The organism is Streptomyces brevispora, from assembly GCF_007829885.1.
In the GTDB taxonomy this organism is placed as follows: domain Bacteria; phylum Actinomycetota; class Actinomycetes; order Streptomycetales; family Streptomycetaceae; genus Streptomyces; species Streptomyces brevispora.
The window spans coordinates 5,051,398-5,068,821 of the sequence record NZ_VIWW01000001.1; the positions used below are offsets into that span (position 1 = coordinate 5,051,398).

17 protein-coding genes are annotated in these 17,424 nt (G+C 70.6%); 4 read left to right on the plus strand and 13 right to left on the minus strand.

Going from position 1 to position 17,424, the window contains the following annotated elements:
• Nucleotides 1-5: 5 nt before the first annotated feature.
• The 11 genes from hypD to FHX80_RS23460 are packed head-to-tail and all read right to left on the minus strand — an operon-like array spanning nt 6 to nt 11,243.
• Nucleotides 6-1,109 carry a hydrogenase formation protein HypD gene (gene hypD, locus FHX80_RS23415; protein ID WP_145766002.1) on the minus strand — a complete coding sequence of 368 codons (1,104 nt, stop codon included), beginning with the start codon at nt 1,107-1,109 and terminating at the stop codon, nt 6-8.
• Nucleotides 1,106-1,402, minus strand: coding sequence for a HypC/HybG/HupF family hydrogenase formation chaperone (locus tag FHX80_RS23420; protein WP_145766003.1), 297 nt, complete (start codon nt 1,400-1,402; stop codon nt 1,106-1,108). Before FHX80_RS23420 ends, hypD begins: the two co-directional genes overlap by 4 nt.
• A 47-nt stretch (nt 1,403-1,449) precedes the next feature.
• Nucleotides 1,450-3,981 (minus strand): carbamoyltransferase HypF, encoded by a 2,532-nt coding sequence (gene hypF / locus FHX80_RS23425; RefSeq protein WP_145766004.1) that lies wholly within the window; start codon nt 3,979-3,981, stop codon nt 1,450-1,452.
• A gap of 2 nt (nt 3,982-3,983) precedes the next feature.
• Nucleotides 3,984-4,526, minus strand: a complete 543-nt coding sequence (locus tag FHX80_RS23430; RefSeq protein ID WP_145766005.1) for a hydrogenase maturation protease — start codon at nt 4,524-4,526, stop codon at nt 3,984-3,986.
• 34 nt (nt 4,527-4,560) lie between these two features.
• Nucleotides 4,561-4,680 (minus strand): DUF6893 family small protein, encoded by a 120-nt coding sequence (locus tag FHX80_RS36820; protein ID WP_375883435.1) that lies wholly within the window; start codon nt 4,678-4,680, stop codon nt 4,561-4,563.
• Nucleotides 4,677-6,080, minus strand: a complete 1,404-nt coding sequence (locus tag FHX80_RS23435) for a hypothetical protein (protein WP_145766006.1) — start codon at nt 6,078-6,080, stop codon at nt 4,677-4,679. The genes FHX80_RS36820 and FHX80_RS23435 overlap by 4 nt, the downstream gene beginning before the upstream one ends.
• The gene (locus FHX80_RS23440) at nt 6,077-6,757 is read right to left on the minus strand and encodes a DUF6084 family protein (protein ID WP_145766007.1); all 681 of its coding nucleotides are present in this window, start codon (nt 6,755-6,757) and stop codon (nt 6,077-6,079) included. Before FHX80_RS23440 ends, FHX80_RS23435 begins: the two co-directional genes overlap by 4 nt.
• Nucleotides 6,754-7,407, minus strand: coding sequence for a DUF5947 family protein (locus FHX80_RS23445; protein ID WP_244318390.1), 654 nt, complete (start codon nt 7,405-7,407; stop codon nt 6,754-6,756). The genes FHX80_RS23440 and FHX80_RS23445 overlap by 4 nt, the downstream gene beginning before the upstream one ends.
• A complete protein-coding gene (locus FHX80_RS23450; RefSeq protein WP_208764711.1) occupies nt 7,404-8,330 on the minus strand; it encodes a NifU family protein in 927 nt (308 codons plus the stop codon). Before FHX80_RS23450 ends, FHX80_RS23445 begins: the two co-directional genes overlap by 4 nt.
• A gap of 17 nt (nt 8,331-8,347) precedes the next feature.
• Complete coding sequence (locus tag FHX80_RS23455; RefSeq protein WP_145766009.1) at nt 8,348-10,141, minus strand: nickel-dependent hydrogenase large subunit; 1,794 nt, start codon at nt 10,139-10,141, stop codon at nt 8,348-8,350.
• A gap of 46 nt (nt 10,142-10,187) precedes the next feature.
• Nucleotides 10,188-11,243 carry an NADH-quinone oxidoreductase subunit B family protein gene (locus FHX80_RS23460; protein WP_145766010.1) on the minus strand — a complete coding sequence of 352 codons (1,056 nt, stop codon included), beginning with the start codon at nt 11,241-11,243 and terminating at the stop codon, nt 10,188-10,190.
• A gap of 258 nt (nt 11,244-11,501) precedes the next feature.
• On the opposite strand from FHX80_RS23460, the gene FHX80_RS34790 reads away from it, so the two are divergent.
• Both FHX80_RS34790 and hypB read left to right on the plus strand, forming a co-directional pair.
• Nucleotides 11,502-11,831 carry a hydrogenase maturation nickel metallochaperone HypA/HybF gene (locus tag FHX80_RS34790; RefSeq protein WP_167523601.1) on the plus strand — a complete coding sequence of 110 codons (330 nt, stop codon included), beginning with the start codon at nt 11,502-11,504 and terminating at the stop codon, nt 11,829-11,831.
• Between the two features lie 54 nt (nt 11,832-11,885).
• Nucleotides 11,886-12,620 (plus strand): hydrogenase nickel incorporation protein HypB, encoded by a 735-nt coding sequence (gene hypB, locus FHX80_RS23470; protein WP_208764712.1) that lies wholly within the window; start codon nt 11,886-11,888, stop codon nt 12,618-12,620.
• A 136-nt stretch (nt 12,621-12,756) separates the two neighbouring features.
• On the opposite strand, the gene FHX80_RS23475 is transcribed toward hypB, so the two are convergent.
• Nucleotides 12,757-13,533 (minus strand): VOC family protein, encoded by a 777-nt coding sequence (locus FHX80_RS23475; protein ID WP_208764713.1) that lies wholly within the window; start codon nt 13,531-13,533, stop codon nt 12,757-12,759.
• 233 nt (nt 13,534-13,766) lie between these two features.
• Here FHX80_RS23475 and FHX80_RS23480 point away from each other — a divergent pair, with 233 nt between their 5' ends.
• Nucleotides 13,767-14,597, plus strand: coding sequence for a sulfurtransferase (locus FHX80_RS23480; protein WP_145766014.1), 831 nt, complete (start codon nt 13,767-13,769; stop codon nt 14,595-14,597).
• A gap of 166 nt (nt 14,598-14,763) precedes the next feature.
• Here FHX80_RS23480 and sepH read toward each other — a convergent pair whose 3' ends face one another.
• Nucleotides 14,764-15,828 carry a septation protein SepH gene (gene sepH, locus FHX80_RS23485; RefSeq protein WP_145766015.1) on the minus strand — a complete coding sequence of 355 codons (1,065 nt, stop codon included), beginning with the start codon at nt 15,826-15,828 and terminating at the stop codon, nt 14,764-14,766.
• A gap of 496 nt (nt 15,829-16,324) precedes the next feature.
• Between sepH and FHX80_RS23490 the strand changes: the two genes are divergently transcribed.
• Complete coding sequence (locus FHX80_RS23490; protein WP_145766016.1) at nt 16,325-17,416, plus strand: hypothetical protein; 1,092 nt, start codon at nt 16,325-16,327, stop codon at nt 17,414-17,416.
• The last annotated feature ends 8 nt before the right edge of the window (nt 17,417-17,424 follow it).

Here is a 17,424-nt window from a genome sequence, read left to right on the forward strand (position 1 = left end):
GTCGGTCACTTGGCATCGACCAGTTCCAGTCGGCGGTGGGTGTAGTAGGCGGCGCAGGCGCCCTCGGACGACACCATGGTCGCGCCGAGCGGGTTCCTCGGCGTGCATTCCTTGCCGAACGCCTCGCACAGGTGCGGTTTGATCAGGCCCTGGAGGACCTCGCCGGACCGGCAGAGCGACGACTCGGAGGTGTGGATGTCCGTCACGTCGAACCGCTGCTCCGCGTCGAACTCCCGGTACCTCTCGGACAGCCGCCAGCCGCTGCGGGGAATCTCCCCGATGCCGCGCCACGTCCGGTCCGTCACCTCGAAGACATCGGCGAGCATCTTCATGGCGGGCACGTTGCCCTCGGCGCGTACGGCCCGGGGGTAGGCGTTCTCCAGCTCGTGGCGGCCCGCTTCGAGCTGAAGGACGGTCCGGCGGATGCCTTCGAGGATGTCCAGGGGCTCGAAGCCGGTGACCACGATCGGCACCTTGTACTTCCGCGCCAGCGAAGGGTACTCGGCCGTCCCCATCACACTGCACACATGACCGGCGGCCAGGAACGCCTGCACCCGGCAGGTCGAGGACTCCATGATCGCGGCGATCGCGGGCGGTACGAGGACGTGGGAGACCAGCAGCGAGAAGTTCCGGACCCCGAGCTGCTTGGCCTGGTACACCGTCATCGCGTTGGCGGGGGCGGTGGTCTCGAACCCGATCCCGAAGAAGACGACCTCACGGTCCGGGTTCTCGCGGGCCAGCTTCAGCGCGTCGAGGGGCGAGTACACCACGCGTACGTCGCCGCCGGCGCTCCTGACGGAGAACAGGTCCTGGCTGCTGCCGGGCACGCGCAGCATGTCGCCGAACGAGCAGAAGATGACTCCGGGGCGGGCGGCGATCGCCAGTGCGCGGTCGATGGTCTCCAGCGGGGTGACGCAGACGGGACACCCCGGTCCATGGATCATCTCCACGCTGTCCGGCAGGAGTTGGTCGATGCCGTGCCGGATGATCGAGTGGGTCTGGCCGCCGCAGACCTCCATCATCGCCCACTTCCGGGTGGTGGCGGCGTGGATCTGGTCGATCAGCTTCTTCGCGAGATCGGAGTCGCTGAACTCGTCGAGGTACTTCACCGGCCGGCTCCTTCGGGTGAGGTGTTCTGCTGTGCCGCGAGTTCGAAGCCGTCCCCGAACTCCTCGGCGAGGATGCCGAGCCGTTCGAAGTTGGCCAGGGTGTCCCGGGCGGAGGCTTCGTCGAGGCGCTGAATGGCGAATCCGACGTGCACGATGACGTATTCACCGACGGTCACATCGGGGATGTACTGGAGGCACACCTCTTTGCGCACCCCGCCGAAGTCGACCTCGGCCATCACGGTGCCGTCGACTTCGGCGGTGCTGAGGACACGCCCCGGAACAGCCAGACACATGGTTTCTCTTCTCTCTGGATCCCTTGGGGTACGGGAGGCGCGGGCGGTCAGCCCGCCGCGGCGATCATGAGCTGGCCGAGCGCGATCCCGCCGTCGTTCGGCGGGAGCAGCCGCGGCCGCAGGACGGTGAAACCTCTGTCGGTCAGGCCCAGTTGCGTCGCTTCGAGCAGTACGGCGTTCTGGAAGACACCGCCGCCCAGGGCCACGGTGTCGAGACCGGTGCTCGCACGGCAGCGGTCCGCGAGCTCGGTGACCAGCGCGGCGACGGACGTGTGGAAGCGCGCGGCGATCTGAGCCGCGGGGATGCCCGCCCGTACGTCGGACACCACGGCCCGGATGACCGGACCGGGATCGGCGATCGCCGGCTCCCGGCCCGTTCCCGGCCGGATGCCGAAGCGGTAGCCGCCCTCCGTCCCGGCAGTCCGGGCCAGCCCTTCCAACTCCATGGCCGCCTCCGCCTCGTACGCCACCACGTGCCGGACGCCGGTCAGGGACGCGACAGCGTCGAAGAGCCGGCCCATGCTCGACGTGGGTACGCAGCCGAATCCGGTGGTGAACTGATGTGCCAGTACGTCGCGTTCCTCGGGCGGGCACGCCCGGACCGCGGGCGCGTCCTCGTCCCAGGGGACGCCGGCCGCGTGCAGGTGGGCGAGAGCCATCCGGTACGGCCGCAGCACACTCGCGTCGCCCCCGGCCAGCGGTACGTAACCCAGGTGAGCGGCCCTGCGGTACGACGCGTAGCCCGCCACCAGGACCTCGCCGCCCCAGGCCGCCCCGTCGTCGCCGTGACCGGTGCCGTCGAAGGCGACGCCGATCACGGACTCGTCCGCGCCCAGCCCGTGCTCGGCCATCACGGACGCGATGTGCGCATGGTGGTGCTGCGCCGTGCGGACCGGCCGCCCGGCCGCGTGCGCGCGGGCCCAGCCGGTGGAGTGGTAGCCGGGGTGGCGGTCGGTCACCAGCCGTGCGGGCGCCACCCCGGTGAGGTCTTCCAGGTGCTTCTCGGTCCGGGTCAGCGCGTCCACCGTGGACAGGTCGTCCATGTCGCCGATGTGCTGGCTCAGCCACGCGTAGCGGCCCTCGCCCAGCGCGCAGGCGTTCTTGAGATCGGCGCCCACGGCCAGCGTCGGCGTCACGTGGAAGGGCAGCGCGATCGGCAGCGGGGCGTATCCGCGCGACCGGCGGAGCGGCAGTTCGGCACCGGCCACCCAGCGGCTGACCGAGTCGTCGCACGGCACATGGATGCGCCGGTCGTGCCGCAGCCAGGCATCGACCAGCGGGGCCAGCGAGGTCAGCGCGACCTCGTCGTCGGTGACGATCGGCTCGCCCGACAGATTGGCCGACGTCATCACCAGCGCGTCCGGGCCCGGCCGGTCGGCACCGATCCCGAAGAGCAGGACGTGCAACGGGGTGTACGGAAGCAGCAGCCCGAGGTCGCGGCTCCCGGGCGCCACGGCGTCGGACACCCCGGTCCCGGCCGCGCGCCGGGGAAGGAGAACAATCGGGCGGCGGCCACCGGTCAGGAGTTCCTCCTCCTCGGCCGTGACGGTCACCAGCTCCCGCGCCACGTCGAGTCCCGGGACCATCACCGCGAAGGGCTTGCCGCCACGCCGCTTGCGCCGGCGCAGCTCGGCCACGGCCGCGTCGTCGCGGGCGTCGCACACCAGGTGGTAGCCGCCGAGCCCCTTGACCGCGATGATCCCGCCGTCGGCGAGCAGCTCCCGCGCGTCCCGCAGCGCGTCCTCGTCGCGGCTGCGGGACACCCCGTCCCCGTCCACCAGTTCGAGCCGGGGCCCGCAGTCGGGACAGGCGATGGGCTGGGCGTGGAAGCGCCGGTCGCGCGGATCCTCGTACTCGGCCCGGCAGGCCCCGCACATCTCGAACTCCGCCATCGTGGTGGCGGCCCGGTCGTACGGAAGCCCGGTGACGATGGTGAACCGGGGGCCGCAGTGCGTACAGGTGATGAAGGGGTGGCGGTAGCGCCGGTTCGCCGCGTCGGCCAACTCGTCGAGGCAGTCCCGGCAGGTGGCGATGTCGGGCGAGACGAGCGTCCTGCCCCGGCCGCCCCCGCTGGACTCCTCGATGGTGAAGCCCGTACCGCCCCGCGTCGGCTGTTCGCTGGTGCGCACGTCCTCGACGACGGCGAGCGGCGGGGCGTCGGTACGGAGCCGGCGGCCGAACTCGTCCACCGCGTCGGAGGTTCCCTCGACCTCGGCGAGCACCCCGTCGCCGGTGTTCGTCACCGTGCCCGTGAGCATCAGCTCGGAGGCGGTGACGTAGACGAAGGGCCTGAATCCCACGCCCTGCACGACTCCGCGCACCTCGAACCTGCGCCGGACGCGCTCCGCCCGGCCGCGGCCCATCATCTCCAGGCCGGACAGGGCCTCGCGGGCCTTCGCCCGGTCGATGAGCTCGACGGCGAAGCCCATGTGAAGAAGCACCCAGTCGTCGCAACCGGGTGCCTCGTCGAGCATGCCGATATTGACGCGGCGTCGGGCGCCCTCCACGTCGACCAGAGCCAGTTGGCCCGCATAACCGTCCACGATCTCCACGACGCGACCAGGAATGCCCAGGCACATGATCAGGATCTCCGGGGTTCGGCGCTCTTCACGGGCGCGGTCGGTACGGCTGGTTCGGTCGGTACGAGCCGACGGAGCAGGGTGTGCACCGCCTGGACCGCCTCGGGCACCGCTTTGTCGACGGCTTCGCTGAGCCCGATGCCCTCCTCGACCCCGGCGGGTGTGCACCCGACGAGGTAGGTGAGCGGAAGAGTACCGCCCAATTGATCCAGATTTGCAAGGACAGCGACCGGATTCATACCATGGGCGTCGAATTCACCCGTACCGAGGTCCTCCTCGCCGATGCGCAGCACCGTCAGCTTCCCGGGCGCACCGCCCCCCGGGTACGCGTCGACCAGCACCAGCGCGTCGTACCCCGCCAGCAGGTCGTACGCGAGGTGCATGCCGCGGATGCCGTAGTCCACCACCCGTACCCGCGGCGGCAGTCCGCCGTCGCGGGCCAGTCGGCGGACGGCCTCCGGGCCGAAGCCGTCGTCGCCGAGGAACAGATTGCCGATGCCGGCCACCAGCACCCGTGCGGCCGTGCCCGGTTCCCTTGCCGTCATCGCCCACTTCGCCGTCGTCGTCGGTGCCGGGGATTCACATCGAACGGATGCGCAGATAGCGGCGGACGTCGGGGATCGACTTGATGCCGACGCACACGGCGACCAGCGCCACGGCCGCCGCCACGCCTGCGGTGATGAAGCCCAGGGTCTTCACGATCGGTTCTCCTCTCGGTGCCGCGCCGTCTCCTGGACGGTCAGCGGTGTCAGTTCGTCGGGTGCGAAGTAGAAGTAGCGGCCGTACCAGTCGTGCAGGTCCGACGCCGGGTCGTCGACGAGGACCAGGGCGACGTGTGTACCGCCGTCCACGTCCGAGAGCACCGCGGTCACCCGGGCCACCTGGCCGGCGAAGAACAGATCCTGCGCGTCGGCACGCCGGGACGGATGGACGCGGACCAGGCTGCCCTTGGCCACCCGGAGTCCGTCGATCACCACCGCGTCGCTCTCCGGCCGCGCCGAGGCATCGGCCGCCGGGTCCCACCAGGGGGCGCCGGCGGTGTCGAAGGCGGCGGGCTCCACGTCCCGGACATCGGCCGCAGGCTCCACGGGAGCCGCGGGCTCCGGCCGGTATGGATCGCGCAGCAGACCGTGCAGCTGCTGGAGGCCGGCGGGCGACATGCCGTCGCACCGGTCGATGATCTCCCTGGCGCGCGGGTCGGTGGCCCGCGCCTCCGCCTTCTCCGCCTCCGTCATGGTCATCACCCGGAGGGTCAGGATCTCGTCGATCTCGGTCGAGTCGAACAGTGCGCCGGGGCTCTGCTCGGCGACCTCCGGGTGGTCGTACAGGATGATCGGCGCGCCGAGCAGGACGTCCGTCGTCCCCTTCGGACCGGCGAGCACCGGCCAGCACCTGCTCTGCCGGCAACGCCCGGCGGCGGCCGCCGCCCCGGCGGGCGGTTCGAGCAGTGAGACGAACTCGGCGTCGTGCGACCGCAGCAGCAGATGCGCGCCGATCAGCGAGGCCCGGATCGCGGCGTCCTTCGTGGCGGCCTGCTCCGGGTGCTCATTGCGCACCGCGACCGAGAGGCGCACGAATCCGTCGTCGACGACGGTCCGCGTACGGATACGGAACGCCAACGGCAGCCGGCGCCGCACGATCCGGCCCACCACCGCGCCCCGCGCGTCGGTGACCGGCTCGCTGTCCTCGCCGCCCGGGACCTCATGGACGGTGTCCGTCGGATCGCCCAACGGGACGGCGGCCAGCACGACTTCCCGCTCGACCGCCTCGTCCCAGGACAGCACCGGGACGCCGTCGACGGTGAGCTGGTCGACCGGTCGCTCCACGCCGTCCGCGCCCGTACTCCGCACCTCGCGGACCTGGAGCTGGAGGAAGCGCAGATGTACGGTGACGGCCGCCGGGCCGGGGCGCGGTGCCAGCAGGCACTGCGTCTCCATCCCCGGCTGTTCGCCGAAACTCGCCGCCGTGGCGTTCGGCGGGCCGAGGACCCCGAACTGCCAGCGGGACCGGTTCTTGTGCGAGCTCGCGCGGTACGGGTAGAGCAGATACCCCTCGTACAGGATCGCGTCGGCGATCGAACGCACCTGGTCGAGGCTCACACGACCACCTCGTCCGAACACACCTGGTCAGGGTTGGCAGGACCCACCTCGTCGTGCTCGGCCAGGAGGGCCTGGACCGTCTCGTCCCAGCTGATCAGCCCGCGCCGGGCCCGGAAGTCCGCGAAGCGCGCCAGCACCTCGTGGTCCAGCCTGATCCAGCCGGTGTTCGGGAAGTGCGCCGCCATCATGCGCCGCCACACCTCGACCGGCATCGGGTACCTGGCCTCGCAGTCCCACGGCACCTGCTCGACCCCGAAGCCCTTGCTGCCGCGGGTGAAGACCGTGCCGGAGAACATCAGGGCGAGCGGGACCGAACCCTCACCCAGGGCGTGCAGATAGCGGGAGCCGATCACATCGAAGTCGTACGTGCAGGGCAGCGCGAGGTCGACCTCGGTGGCTCCGCTGAACCCCTGCACCGTGGTGTCACAGCTCATCCACTGGAACGGCTTCAGGGTGTCGGTCCAGCGGTCCCTGCCGCCGAACAGCGCTTGCAGGCCGCTCTGTTCGGCATCGTCATAGTGGCGTCGCTGCGGCTCGATGCGGACCTGGCAGTGCAGCGCGACGGCATGGATCCGCCGGCCCGTCCGCTCCTCGATCCGCAGCCGCGCCGTGAGCTGCGGCGCGGCCGCGTACGGCTCGGCGAAGACATCGAGCACGGAGAACGCGAAGTCGTTCACGGCGCCCCGATCCCCGCGGCGGGCCGGCTGCGCTCCGCCACCCGGGCGAAGAAGGCGTCCATCGCGGCGCGCGCCTCGGAGCCGCCGTCGAACCCGCGCCACAGCGTGCGCAGTTGCCCCACCAGTTCGTAACAGGCGTCGATCGGCACCAGATGGCACGATCCGCCGCTCTCCGGGGTGCGCCGGATCAGCAGCGCCTCTACATCCGGACGCAGCTCGGCGAGTTCCGGGCTCGACTCCACGACGGCCTCCCAGGCGTCCAGCGGCAGCTCCGACTCGGTGGCCCCGGCGGGACCCGGATAGAACGCGACCATGCGGTCCTGGACCGAATTGCGGAACAGGAAGGCGAGCCCCACGGGAATCTGCAACTCGTCCCAGGCACGCCCGTCCACGGTCAGCCCGGCGAAGTGCAGATAGCGCTCGGGCACCGCCCGGTAGCGCAGCTGCGCCCCCTCGTCGGTGAACAGCAGATAGCAGGCCCGACAGCCGCACATCAGGGCCCGGCTGTCGAGGTTCACCACATGGGGGTGGCTCTCACCGATCGGCTCCGCACACATCTCGCAGCGCTCCCCGGCGACCGGCCGCGGCCGGTCGCGGGTGAGGCGCAGCAGGGCGGCCGCCGGAGAGGCGGAACGGCCGGCCGCGATCACGGCGCCACCGCCGCGGGCACCGAGACGGAGACCTCGCCGCCGTTCGACAGGAGCGGCAGCGGGGCCAGATGGACGTCGTCCTCGTCGAGGCAGACCCCGGCCCGCCGCACGTCGTAGTGCGCCCGGCAGCCCGCGCAGCGCAGGATCGCGTCCCCGGAGTCACCGCCGAGCCGCCGGGCCAGCGTGGCGCCCTCGAACGGTCGCTCGCAGCGCGCGCACCGGTCCTCGAAGGCGAAGAGATCCGCCCCCACCCGGCAGGCCGCCACCCGCATCCGGCCGACCTCGACCCGGGCCACGGCGCCTGACTCCAGCCCCGACAGCTCGGGCACGACCGCCCACGACGCGCCGTCGTCGGCGATCACTCCGGCATCCGCGTGCAGCCGGGCGAACAGCGAGTCCACCGGCACCAGCGGCCCCGCCGCCCCGGAGTCCTGCTCGTCCGCGGTCTCGACCTCGATCGAGGTGATCTCCGGAGCCGCCGCCTCCACCGCACCCTGCACGGCCAGCTTGAGCGTGACCGACGACGACGGGCAGCCGTCGCAGCTGCCCAGCAACCGCAGCCGGACGGTTCCCTCGTCGGTGACGGCCAGCAGCTCCACATCACCGCCGTGCGAACCCAGATACGGCCGCACACTCTCCAGCGCCTGCTCGACCCGGGTTTCCACGCCGTACGGATGCAGCCCGTGCACCAGCAGGACGCTGGCCACCAGGTCGTCGCCGGCCAGGGCGGCCAGGACCTTGTCGTCCAGTCGCCCCTGTTCGTACACGAGATCGAGCAGCCGCTCGAGACCGGCGCCGTAGAAGTCGACGACGAGCCGGACCAGTTCCTCGCTGCGCTCACGGGCGACCGCGCCGCCCGAGCCGCTGGCGGCGATCAGGGTGTCGATGCGCTCACCGGTCGTACGCCAGTCGGGCGCCGACACGGATTCCTCCTGCGCCATCACTCACTGCCCGCGGACTGGGTGGGGGAGTGAAGCAGTTCCAGCTTCTTGCCCTCGCCGAGATACATGTGCACGCCGCAGGGCAGACAGGGGTCGAAGCTGCGCACGGTGCGCATGATGTCGATCCCCTTGAAGTTCTCCCGGTCGTTCTCCTCGAAGATCGGCTGGCCCTGCACGGCGTCCTCGTAGGGACCCGGTGTGCCGTAGGTGTCGCGAGGGCTCGCGTTCCACGGGGTCGGCGGGTAAGGGTGGTAGTTGGCGATCTTGCCATCCCGGATCACCATGTGGTGCGAGAGCACGCCGCGCACCGCCTCGGTGAACCCGCAGCCCACAGCCTCCTCGGGCACCTCGAACTTCTCCCAGGTCTTGGTGTTCCCGGACCTGATCTCCGCGAGTGCCTTCTCCGCGAAGTGGAGTGCGCAGGCGGCCGCGTAGGCCTGGAAGTAGCTGCGCGCCCGGTTGCGCTCGATGGTGTTGCTCCACTTCGGGACGTGCCACTCCAGCTCGACCGGCCCCTTGAGGGCGGTCTTGGGAAGGTTGATCTTGACGCTGTGGCCGGTGGACTGGACGTAGCCGATGTCGACCAGGCCGGCCAGCGCGGTGGTCCAGAGCCGCGCGAGTGGCCCGCCGCCCGTGTCGAGGGCCAGGTAGTCCTTGCCGTCGAACCACCGCGGCGACATGACCCAGCTGTACTTGCCGTCCAGGTCCCGCTTCTGCGGCTGCGGGTTGGTGTGCTGGTTCCACGGGTGGCGCCGGTCGACCGGGTTGCCGAGCGGGTCGTGGGACACGAAGGTCTCCTGCTCGTCCCAGTCGTTGTAGTACGACGAGCCGAGCAGGATCCGGATGCCGAGGTTGATCTTCACCAGGTCGGTGGTGACCAGCTTCCCGTCGACGACGACACCGGGGGTGACGTACATCTTCCGTCCCCAGTCGGTCATGTCCTTGTACTCGAAGTTGCAGTGCTCCGGGTCCTGGAAGGAGCCCCAGCAGCCCAGCAGGATGCGCCGGTTGCCGACCTTCTCGTACCCCGGCAGGGCCTCGTAGAAGAAGTCGAAGAGGTCGTCGTGCATCGGCACGACCTTCTTCATGAACTCGACGTACCGCTGGAGCCGGGTGATGTAGTCCGTCATCAGCTGGATGGTCGCCACGGTGCCGACCCCGCCGGGATACAGCGTGGAGGGATGGACGTGCCGTCCCTCCATCAGACAGAACATCTCCCGGGTCATCCGGCTGACCTGGAGCGCCTCGCGGTAGAACTCGCCGGTGAACGGGTTCAGCGACCGCATGATGTCGCCGATCGTCTTGTACCCGTGGGCGTCGGCGTGCGGGGAGGGGGTGCGGTTGGCCTGCTCCAGTACCCCCGGGTTGGTCTCCGCGACCATCTTCTCGCAGTAGTCGACCCCGACCAGGTTCTCCTGGAAGATGTTGTGGTCGAACATGTACTCCGCGGCCTCGCCGAGATTCACGATCCATTCGCCGAGGTGCGGCGGCTTCACCCCGTACGCCATGTTCTGCGCGTAACAGGAACACGTGGCGTGGTTGTCACCGCAGATTCCGCAGATGCGACTCGTGATGAAGTGCGCGTCCCGCGGATCCTTTCCCTTCATGAAGACCGAATAGCCGCGGAAAATGGAACTGGTGCTGTGACACTCAGCGACCACTTTCTGCTTGAAGTCGATCTTCGTGTAGATGCCCAGGCTGCCGACGATCCGGGTGATGGGGTCCCACGCCATCTCGACCAGTTCGTTCTTTCCCTGGCCTCCCCCGGCACCCTTGTGCTGCGTCGCGGTCATGTGCGCCGCCTCATCTTTCTGTCCGTTGCGGTGATTGCGCGGTCACTTACCAGGTGCGTGCGGCGCCGGTCGTGAGTTCCCTGCCGGGCTTACGCCATTTCGGTTCGCGGTCCAGGGTGTGGGTGGTGATGCCGCGCAGGCGCCGCATCGTCGACCCGTACAGCCCGACCGCGTTGGTCGAGAGCTTTCCGCCGGGGGGCTCGTCCATGAAGGGCATGAACTTGTCCGGGAACCCCGGCATGGTGCAGCCGATGCAGATGCCACCGACGTTGGGGCAGCCGCCGATGCCGTTCATCCAGCCGCGCTTGGGCACGTTGCACTTGACCGTGGGTCCCCAGCAGCCCAGCTTGACGATGCACTTCGGCGAGCCGTACTCCGTCGCGAAGTCGGCCTGCTCGTAGTACCCGGCCCGGTCACAGCCCTCGTGGACCGTCGCCCCGAACAGCCACGTCGGCCGCAGCGCGTCGTCCAGTGGGATCATCGGCGCCTGGTCGGTGGCCATGTAGAGCAGGTAGGTGAGCGTCTCCGACAGGTTGTCCGGCTGGATCGGGCACCCGGGCACGCACACGATCGGGATCCCGGCCTTGGACTTCCAGTCCCAGCCCAGGTAGTCGGGGACCCCCATCGCGCCTGTCGGGTTGCCCGCCATGGCGTGGATGCCGCCGTACGTCGCGCAGGTGCCCACCGCGACGACCGCGGTGGCCTTCGGGGCCAGCCGGTCGAGCCACTCGCTGGTGGTCATCGGCTGACCGGTGGCGGGATCGTTGCCGAAACCGCACCAGTACCCCTCGTCGTGCAACTGCTCGTTCGGAATGGAACCCTCGACGACCAGGACGAACGGCTCCAGCTCCCCGCGGTCGGCCTTGAAGAACCATTCGAGGAAATCATCGGCGCCACCGTTGGGGCCGCACTCGAAATCGATGAGCGGCCAGTGGACCGCGACCTGCGGAAGTCCGGGCAGGGCACCGAGCGCGATCTCCTCGATGCTCGGCTGAGTGGCGGCGGTCAGCGAAACGGAATCGCCGTCACAGCTCAGCCCCGCGTTGATCCACAGCACATGGATCAGAGTGTCCTCCGCCTTTACCGCTTCCTCTGTCGGCATGGAAGTGCCGCCTTTCAGGATGACGGCCCACCGGCCATCGGCCCCCACGGATGGGTACGCGCACATTGCTACCATCACGCCTCGATTCGGGTGCACCGGCAACACGGGGAATTCGCGTCCCCGCCCCATTCCCGGGGGCCGAATGACCGCACGCGGTGGACCGCTCGGGTGATCCGGCCGGGCACCGGTCCGGTCGGACGCCGGTCCCGGCCGCCGCCGTCCTACGGTCGGAGCCACCCCAGGAAGAACGAGGCACCGGTGCATGAGCTGGCCATCACCCAGAGCGTCGTCGACTCGGTGTGCGAACGCGCCGCCGGGCGCCCGGTCCGCGAGGTCCGCGTCCGCGTCGGTGCGCTCACCGCGGTGGTGCCCGACTCGATGCGGTTCTGCTTCGGCCTGGTCGCGGAGGGAACGGCTGCCGAGGGAGCGCAGTTGGAGATCGAACAGCGGCCCGGCGCCGGCCGCTGCCGCGCCTGCGCCGTCGAATTCACCCTGACCGACCTGATTCTGCTGTGTCCCTGCGGCAGTGCCGATGTGGAGATCACATCAGGACAGGAACTGCAGATCGTTTCCATGAGAGTGGGCTGAACCATGTGTGGCACCTGCGGCTGTTCCGAGGAGTCCGGCGGGACCAGGATCGTGATGCTGCGGGAGGATGATGAAGCGGACCACGCACATCCGCATCCGCACACGCACCCTCGGCCGCACGGGAGCCATCGGCTGACGGGCGCCGGTGAGACCGTCACCATCGAGCAGAAGGTACTCGCCAAGAACGACCTTCTCGCCGACCGCAACCGGACGTGGATGACGGATCGCGGCGTGGCGGCCGTGAACGTGATGAGCTCACCGGGCGCCGGCAAGACCACCCTGCTCGAGCGCACCATCACCGATCTCGGCGGTCGCCGGCCGGTGGCCGTCATCGAGGGTGATCAGGAGACCAGGCTCGACGCCGACCGGATCAGGCGCACGGGCTGCGCCGTGGTGCAGGTGAACACCGGGGCGGGGTGCCACCTGGACGCGGAGATGATGCGGGACGCGCTCACGGCGCTGTCCCCGGCCGAGGGCTCGCTGCTCATGGTCGAGAACGTCGGAAACCTGGTGTGCCCCGCCCTGTTCGATCTGGGCGAGCGCGCCAAGGTCGTGATCATCTCGGTCACCGAGGGCACGGACAAGCCGCTGAAGTACCCGTACATGTTCGCCGCCGCCGACCTGATCCTGATCAACAAGGCCGATCTGCTGCCCTACGTCGACTTCGACGTCGAGCAGTGCGCCCGGCACGCGCGCTCGGTGAACCCCGACGTGCGCGTGCTGACGGTGTCCGCGACGACCGGGGAGGGCCTGGCCCACTGGTACGACTGGCTCGCCGGGCAGCGGTAGCGGCCCCGCTGCCGCCGCCCGTGGCCCGAGCCGTCACCGACGGCCTCCGCTCGGCGGAAGACGCGAGCTGTCGCCGAGCGGAAGAGGAGGGGCCGGCTCACTCGTCGGTCCCTTCTCTTCCGCTCCCGCTCCCGCGTCAGGGTTTGGCGGACTGCACGATCGTGAAGGCCGCGCCCTCCGGGTCGGCGACCGTCGCCACCCTGCCGCTGGAGCCCTCCCTGGGGGGCTGGAGGATGTGTCCGCCGAGCTCCATCACGTGCAGCGCCGCCTCGTCCGTGTCGACGACCTCGAAGTACGTCATCCAGTGCGGGCCGCGGTCCCGCGGCAGGCCGTGGCCGACGCCGTGCAGCGAGGCGACGGGGCGGCCGTCCAGGTGCAGGGTCTGGTAGTCGAAGTCGGCCGAGACCACGGCCTCCGCCTCGTAGCCGAAGACCGCCTGGTAGAACTTGGCGACCGTCGCCGTCTCCCGGGTCACCAGCTCGTTCCAGACCGGTGTGCCGGCTGCCCCCGCCAGTGCGGTGCCGACATGCCGGGCGGCCTGCCAGATCCCGAAGACGGCCCCGCCCGGATCCGAGGCGAGGGCCATCCGGCCCGCATCACCCGCGTCGAGCGGTCCGACGGCGACCGTGCCGCCACAGGCCCTGATCATCTCCGCCGTGACATCGGCGTCGTCGGTGGCCAGATAGGTCGTCCACGCGATCGGGAGGTGCCGCTCGGGTGGCAGCTGTCCGATGCCCGCGACTTCCTTTCCGTCGATCAGTGCCCGGACGTACGGGCCCAGCTGTTCCGGGCCCGGTCCGAACTCCCAGCCGAACAGTTCGGCGTAGAAGTTCTGGGTGGCGTCCAGGCCGTGCACGATCAGGCTCACCCAGCAAGGTGTTCCGGGTACACGCCGAGCGGCAGCCTCGGTCATCGTCACTATCTCCTCGGACCATCGTGGTGGCCGTACGGGGGGAACGGGGCCTGCGCGCCGTCGTGCGGTACGGGATGTGTACGCCCCGTGCAGATGCTTGCACCACCCGGCGCCTGATGCGCCCCGGCCGCGCCGCACTTTCCTCGATCTCGACGGACGAGGTCCCATTTGTTGCGGTACAGCCGTTTCGTTGTTGTTACGGGTAGGCATGCGACTGCGCGAGGATGGCTCCCATGAAGCCCATCATCTCCGCATCCGAATGTATGAGCGAGTCGACGGAGCCACGTCCGCCGGTGCTCCTGGACGTACGTTGGCAACTGGGCGGCCCGCACGGGCGGCCCGACTACGAGGCCGGGCACATTCCCGGGGCGGTCTTTGTCGATCTCGACGCGGAACTCGCCGGGCCGGCGGGCAGCGGCGGCCGTCACCCGCTTCCGGACCCGGCGGAATTCGGTGCGGTGATGCGCCGCGCAGGGGTCGACCGGGACAGTGCGGTGATCGTGTACGACGGCGGCCAGGGCTGGGCGGCCTCCCGCGCCTGGTGGCTGCTGCGCTGGACGGGGCACCGGGACGTCCGGGTGCTGGACGGCGGTCTCGCCGCCTGGACCGGCGAGCTGTCGAAGGAGACCCCGGTCCCCGCCGAGGGCGACTTCGCCCCCGAGCCGGGTGCGCTGCCGCTGCTGGACGCGGACGGGGCGGCGGCCCTGGCGCGTTCGGGCCTGCTGTTCGACGCGCGCGCGGCCGAGCGTTACCGGGGCGATGTGGAGCCGATCGACCGGGTGGGCGGGCACATCCCCGGCGCGGTCTCGGCCCCCACGGCCGAGAATGTCGGCCCGGACGGGCGCTTCCTGGCCGCCGACGCGCTGGCCGCCCGCTTTGCCGGGCTGGGCGCCGAGAGGGACACCGTGGATGTCGGCGTCTACTGCGGCTCGGGCGTCTCCGGTGCCCATGAGGTGCTGGCGCTGGAGATCGCCGGATACCGGGCCGCTCTCTACGCGGGCTCCTGGTCGCAGTGGTCGGGCGACGAGTCCCGTCCGGTCGCCACGGGACCGGACCCCCAGTAACGGAACGGCCGCCCGCGGTAAGGAGACGGCTGTTCTCGGTAACGGGACGGTCGCTCCCGACAACGGGACGGCAGGCGGGAAACGCCGCCACGGGTTACGTCCGGGCAGCGCGCAGGGGCCCGTACACGATTGCGTACGGGCCCCCGTCACGCTGCGGTCACCCGGTTCAGTCCTGCTTCTTGCGGCGTGTGCCGAAGACGATCTCGTCCCAGCTCGGCACCGCGGCCCGGCGGCCCGGCCGGACGCCGTCCGCCTCGGCCTGGCGGTCCGTCGTCCCGGTCAGCCGGTCACGGTGACCGGCGACCGCGCGAGGCATCAGCACATCCGCGTAAGCGGCACCCGCGCCCGCGGAAGCCGCCGGGGCGGGCGGCTTCTCGGCCTCCGGCTCGTGCACGGCCGGTTCCAGCGCCGGGGGCTCGGGCGGCGAGGGCCGCTCCGGTACGACCATGTCGCCGCGGAAGCTGGGTACGGCCTCCAGAAGACTGGTGAGCGAATCGCGTTCGCTCGCCGTGACCCCGCCGATGCGCTCCTCGGGCTCCGGGGGCGGAGGCGGGGCGGGGCGCTCCATCTGACGGTCGAGGGCGCGGTCCAGCGGCCGATCGCGCGGCAGCCGGGCGATCCGGGGGACGAACGGGAAGCTGGGTTCGGGCGCGGCGACGTCGTCGGTCTCGCCGATCAGCGAGCGCGCCTCGTCGTCCACTGCCTGGACGAGCCGGCGCGGGGCGTCGTACGTCCAGCTCGCCGAGTGCGGCTCGCCGGCGACCCGGTACACCAGGAGGACCTCCCAGGTGCCGTCGTCGCGGCGCCAGGAGTCCCACTGAACGGTTTCCTTGTCGGCGCCGCGCAGCAGGAGGCGTTCCTGCACGGCCTCGCCGAGCTGGGGGCCGGCGTTCTCGCCGGGACGGCGCACGGGAGTCTTGCGGGCCCGCTCGGCCATGAAGGCGCGCTCCGCGAGCACGGGGCCCTCGAAGCGGCGGACACGGTCGACCGGAATCCCGGCGAACTGAGCGACTTCCTCCGCCGAGGCACCGGCTCGTATCCGGGCCTGGATGTCGCGGGGACGGAGGTGGCTCTCCACCTCGATCTCGATCTGGCCGAGCCGCGCGCGGTCGTTGCGCACGGCGGCTCGAAGCCGCTCGTCGATCGGAAGCGTGTACTCCGTGCTGTCCGCAGCCTTGAGCACCAGTCGTGTGCCGTCGTTGGAGACGGCCACGACACGCAGTTCGGGCATGGGAACCTCCCGGGTGGTGCCTGCCGACGTCACGTGCGTCGCTGCTTCCGCTAGTCGAGTGTGGCCTGCCCGACCGCAGCCTGCCACAACATTGCCGTGTTGCCCGGCGTGTCGGGCGTGAGCCCTTGATCGCCAGTGTGGCACGGTGACCTCTTGCGCAACGCAAAGTGACCGTCGGTCGCTCCGCGTAGCCAGCCTCCGTGCGATGCTGTGACGCCGCTGGATCGAGTGCCTCCGTCGGCCCCCTCCCGAAGGTTCCGGACTTCCACGCGGGAGTCCGGCCCCAGGGCTCGCCACAGTACTCCATTCGGGCCATGTGGGTGGACCGCCGCGCCGCCGAAGTTCTCGTGGGGCGCAGGAGTTGAGTACCCGGCCGGCTGCGGGATGCCCCTCTTGCGTGTCCTGCTTCACAGAATCACCGTAAACGGAACTATCGGCTTCGCTCATATGTCCCTTGTTGTTGCATGGTGGGAGAGATGTCAATCAAGGGCTGGAAATGGTGCAGAAGCCGGAAAGTGACACAGAACCCAGAGAAAGGCGGATAGACCTCAGCTTGCCCCAGGTCGCGGGCAGCGCCGTGGCGGCGGTCGCGGCGGCGGTGGCGGCCTCACAACTGGGCGTGTACGGAACGATTCTCGGCGCCGGAGTGATGAGCGTCGTGGCCACCTGCGGCGGCTCGGTCTTCCAGCACTTCTTCCGCCGTACGGGTGAACAGATCCGCGAGGTCACGGTCCAGGTGAAGCACCCGGACCGCGAGGTGACCGTGCACACGCGCCAGACGCGTGATGCCGGTGACGCGGACGGGACGTGGGGGACACCCGAGACGCATGTCGCCGTGCGGGAGGCGGAAGGATCCGCCGACGCCACCGCTGTGCCGCGCACGATGGACGCCACGACGGTCCTGCGCCGGGTGGACGCGGTGACCGCTCCCGAAGACGCGGACGCCACAACAATCCTGCGCGCCGTGGACGACGCCACCGTCCTGCGCCGGGTGTCCGACGACCCCGGGCGTACCCGGCCGATCGCGGCGCTCGACGGAGCCCGGCCGCTCGCGACGGGTCCCGGGACCGGGGAGGACGCGTTCTCGCAGGCGACCACGCACGGCACCCGGATCCGCGGTTGGAAGCGCTCGGTGCTCGGCGCCGCCATGGTGTTCGCCGTCTCGATGGCCGGGATCACCACGTTCGAACTGGTCTCGGGCAACGACCTGAGCGGCGGTCGGGGAACGACCGTGGGCTCCGTCGTACGCGGCGAGCCGGGAGGGGCTCCGGCCGACCCCGCACCGTCGGGCAGCACCGCCCCGGACCACGAGCCGACCCCGGGCCAGGACAACGGCACGACGCCCGGCACCGCCCCGCAGGACGGACCGAGCCGGAGCCCGGAGCCGGACCGGGGGGACAACTCCACGGCCGACCCGACACCCACCCCCACCCCGTCGGGCTCCGCGGAGGACGGCCCGGACCAGTCGCCCACGCCCACGCCTTCGGCGACCGGTGACGGCAGCAGCACCGCCCCCGGCTTGGCCGGCACGGGCAGCGCCCCGGCGCAGCAGGACCGGGCACCCGCCGCCACGGACACCGGGCAGTGAGCGGGCAC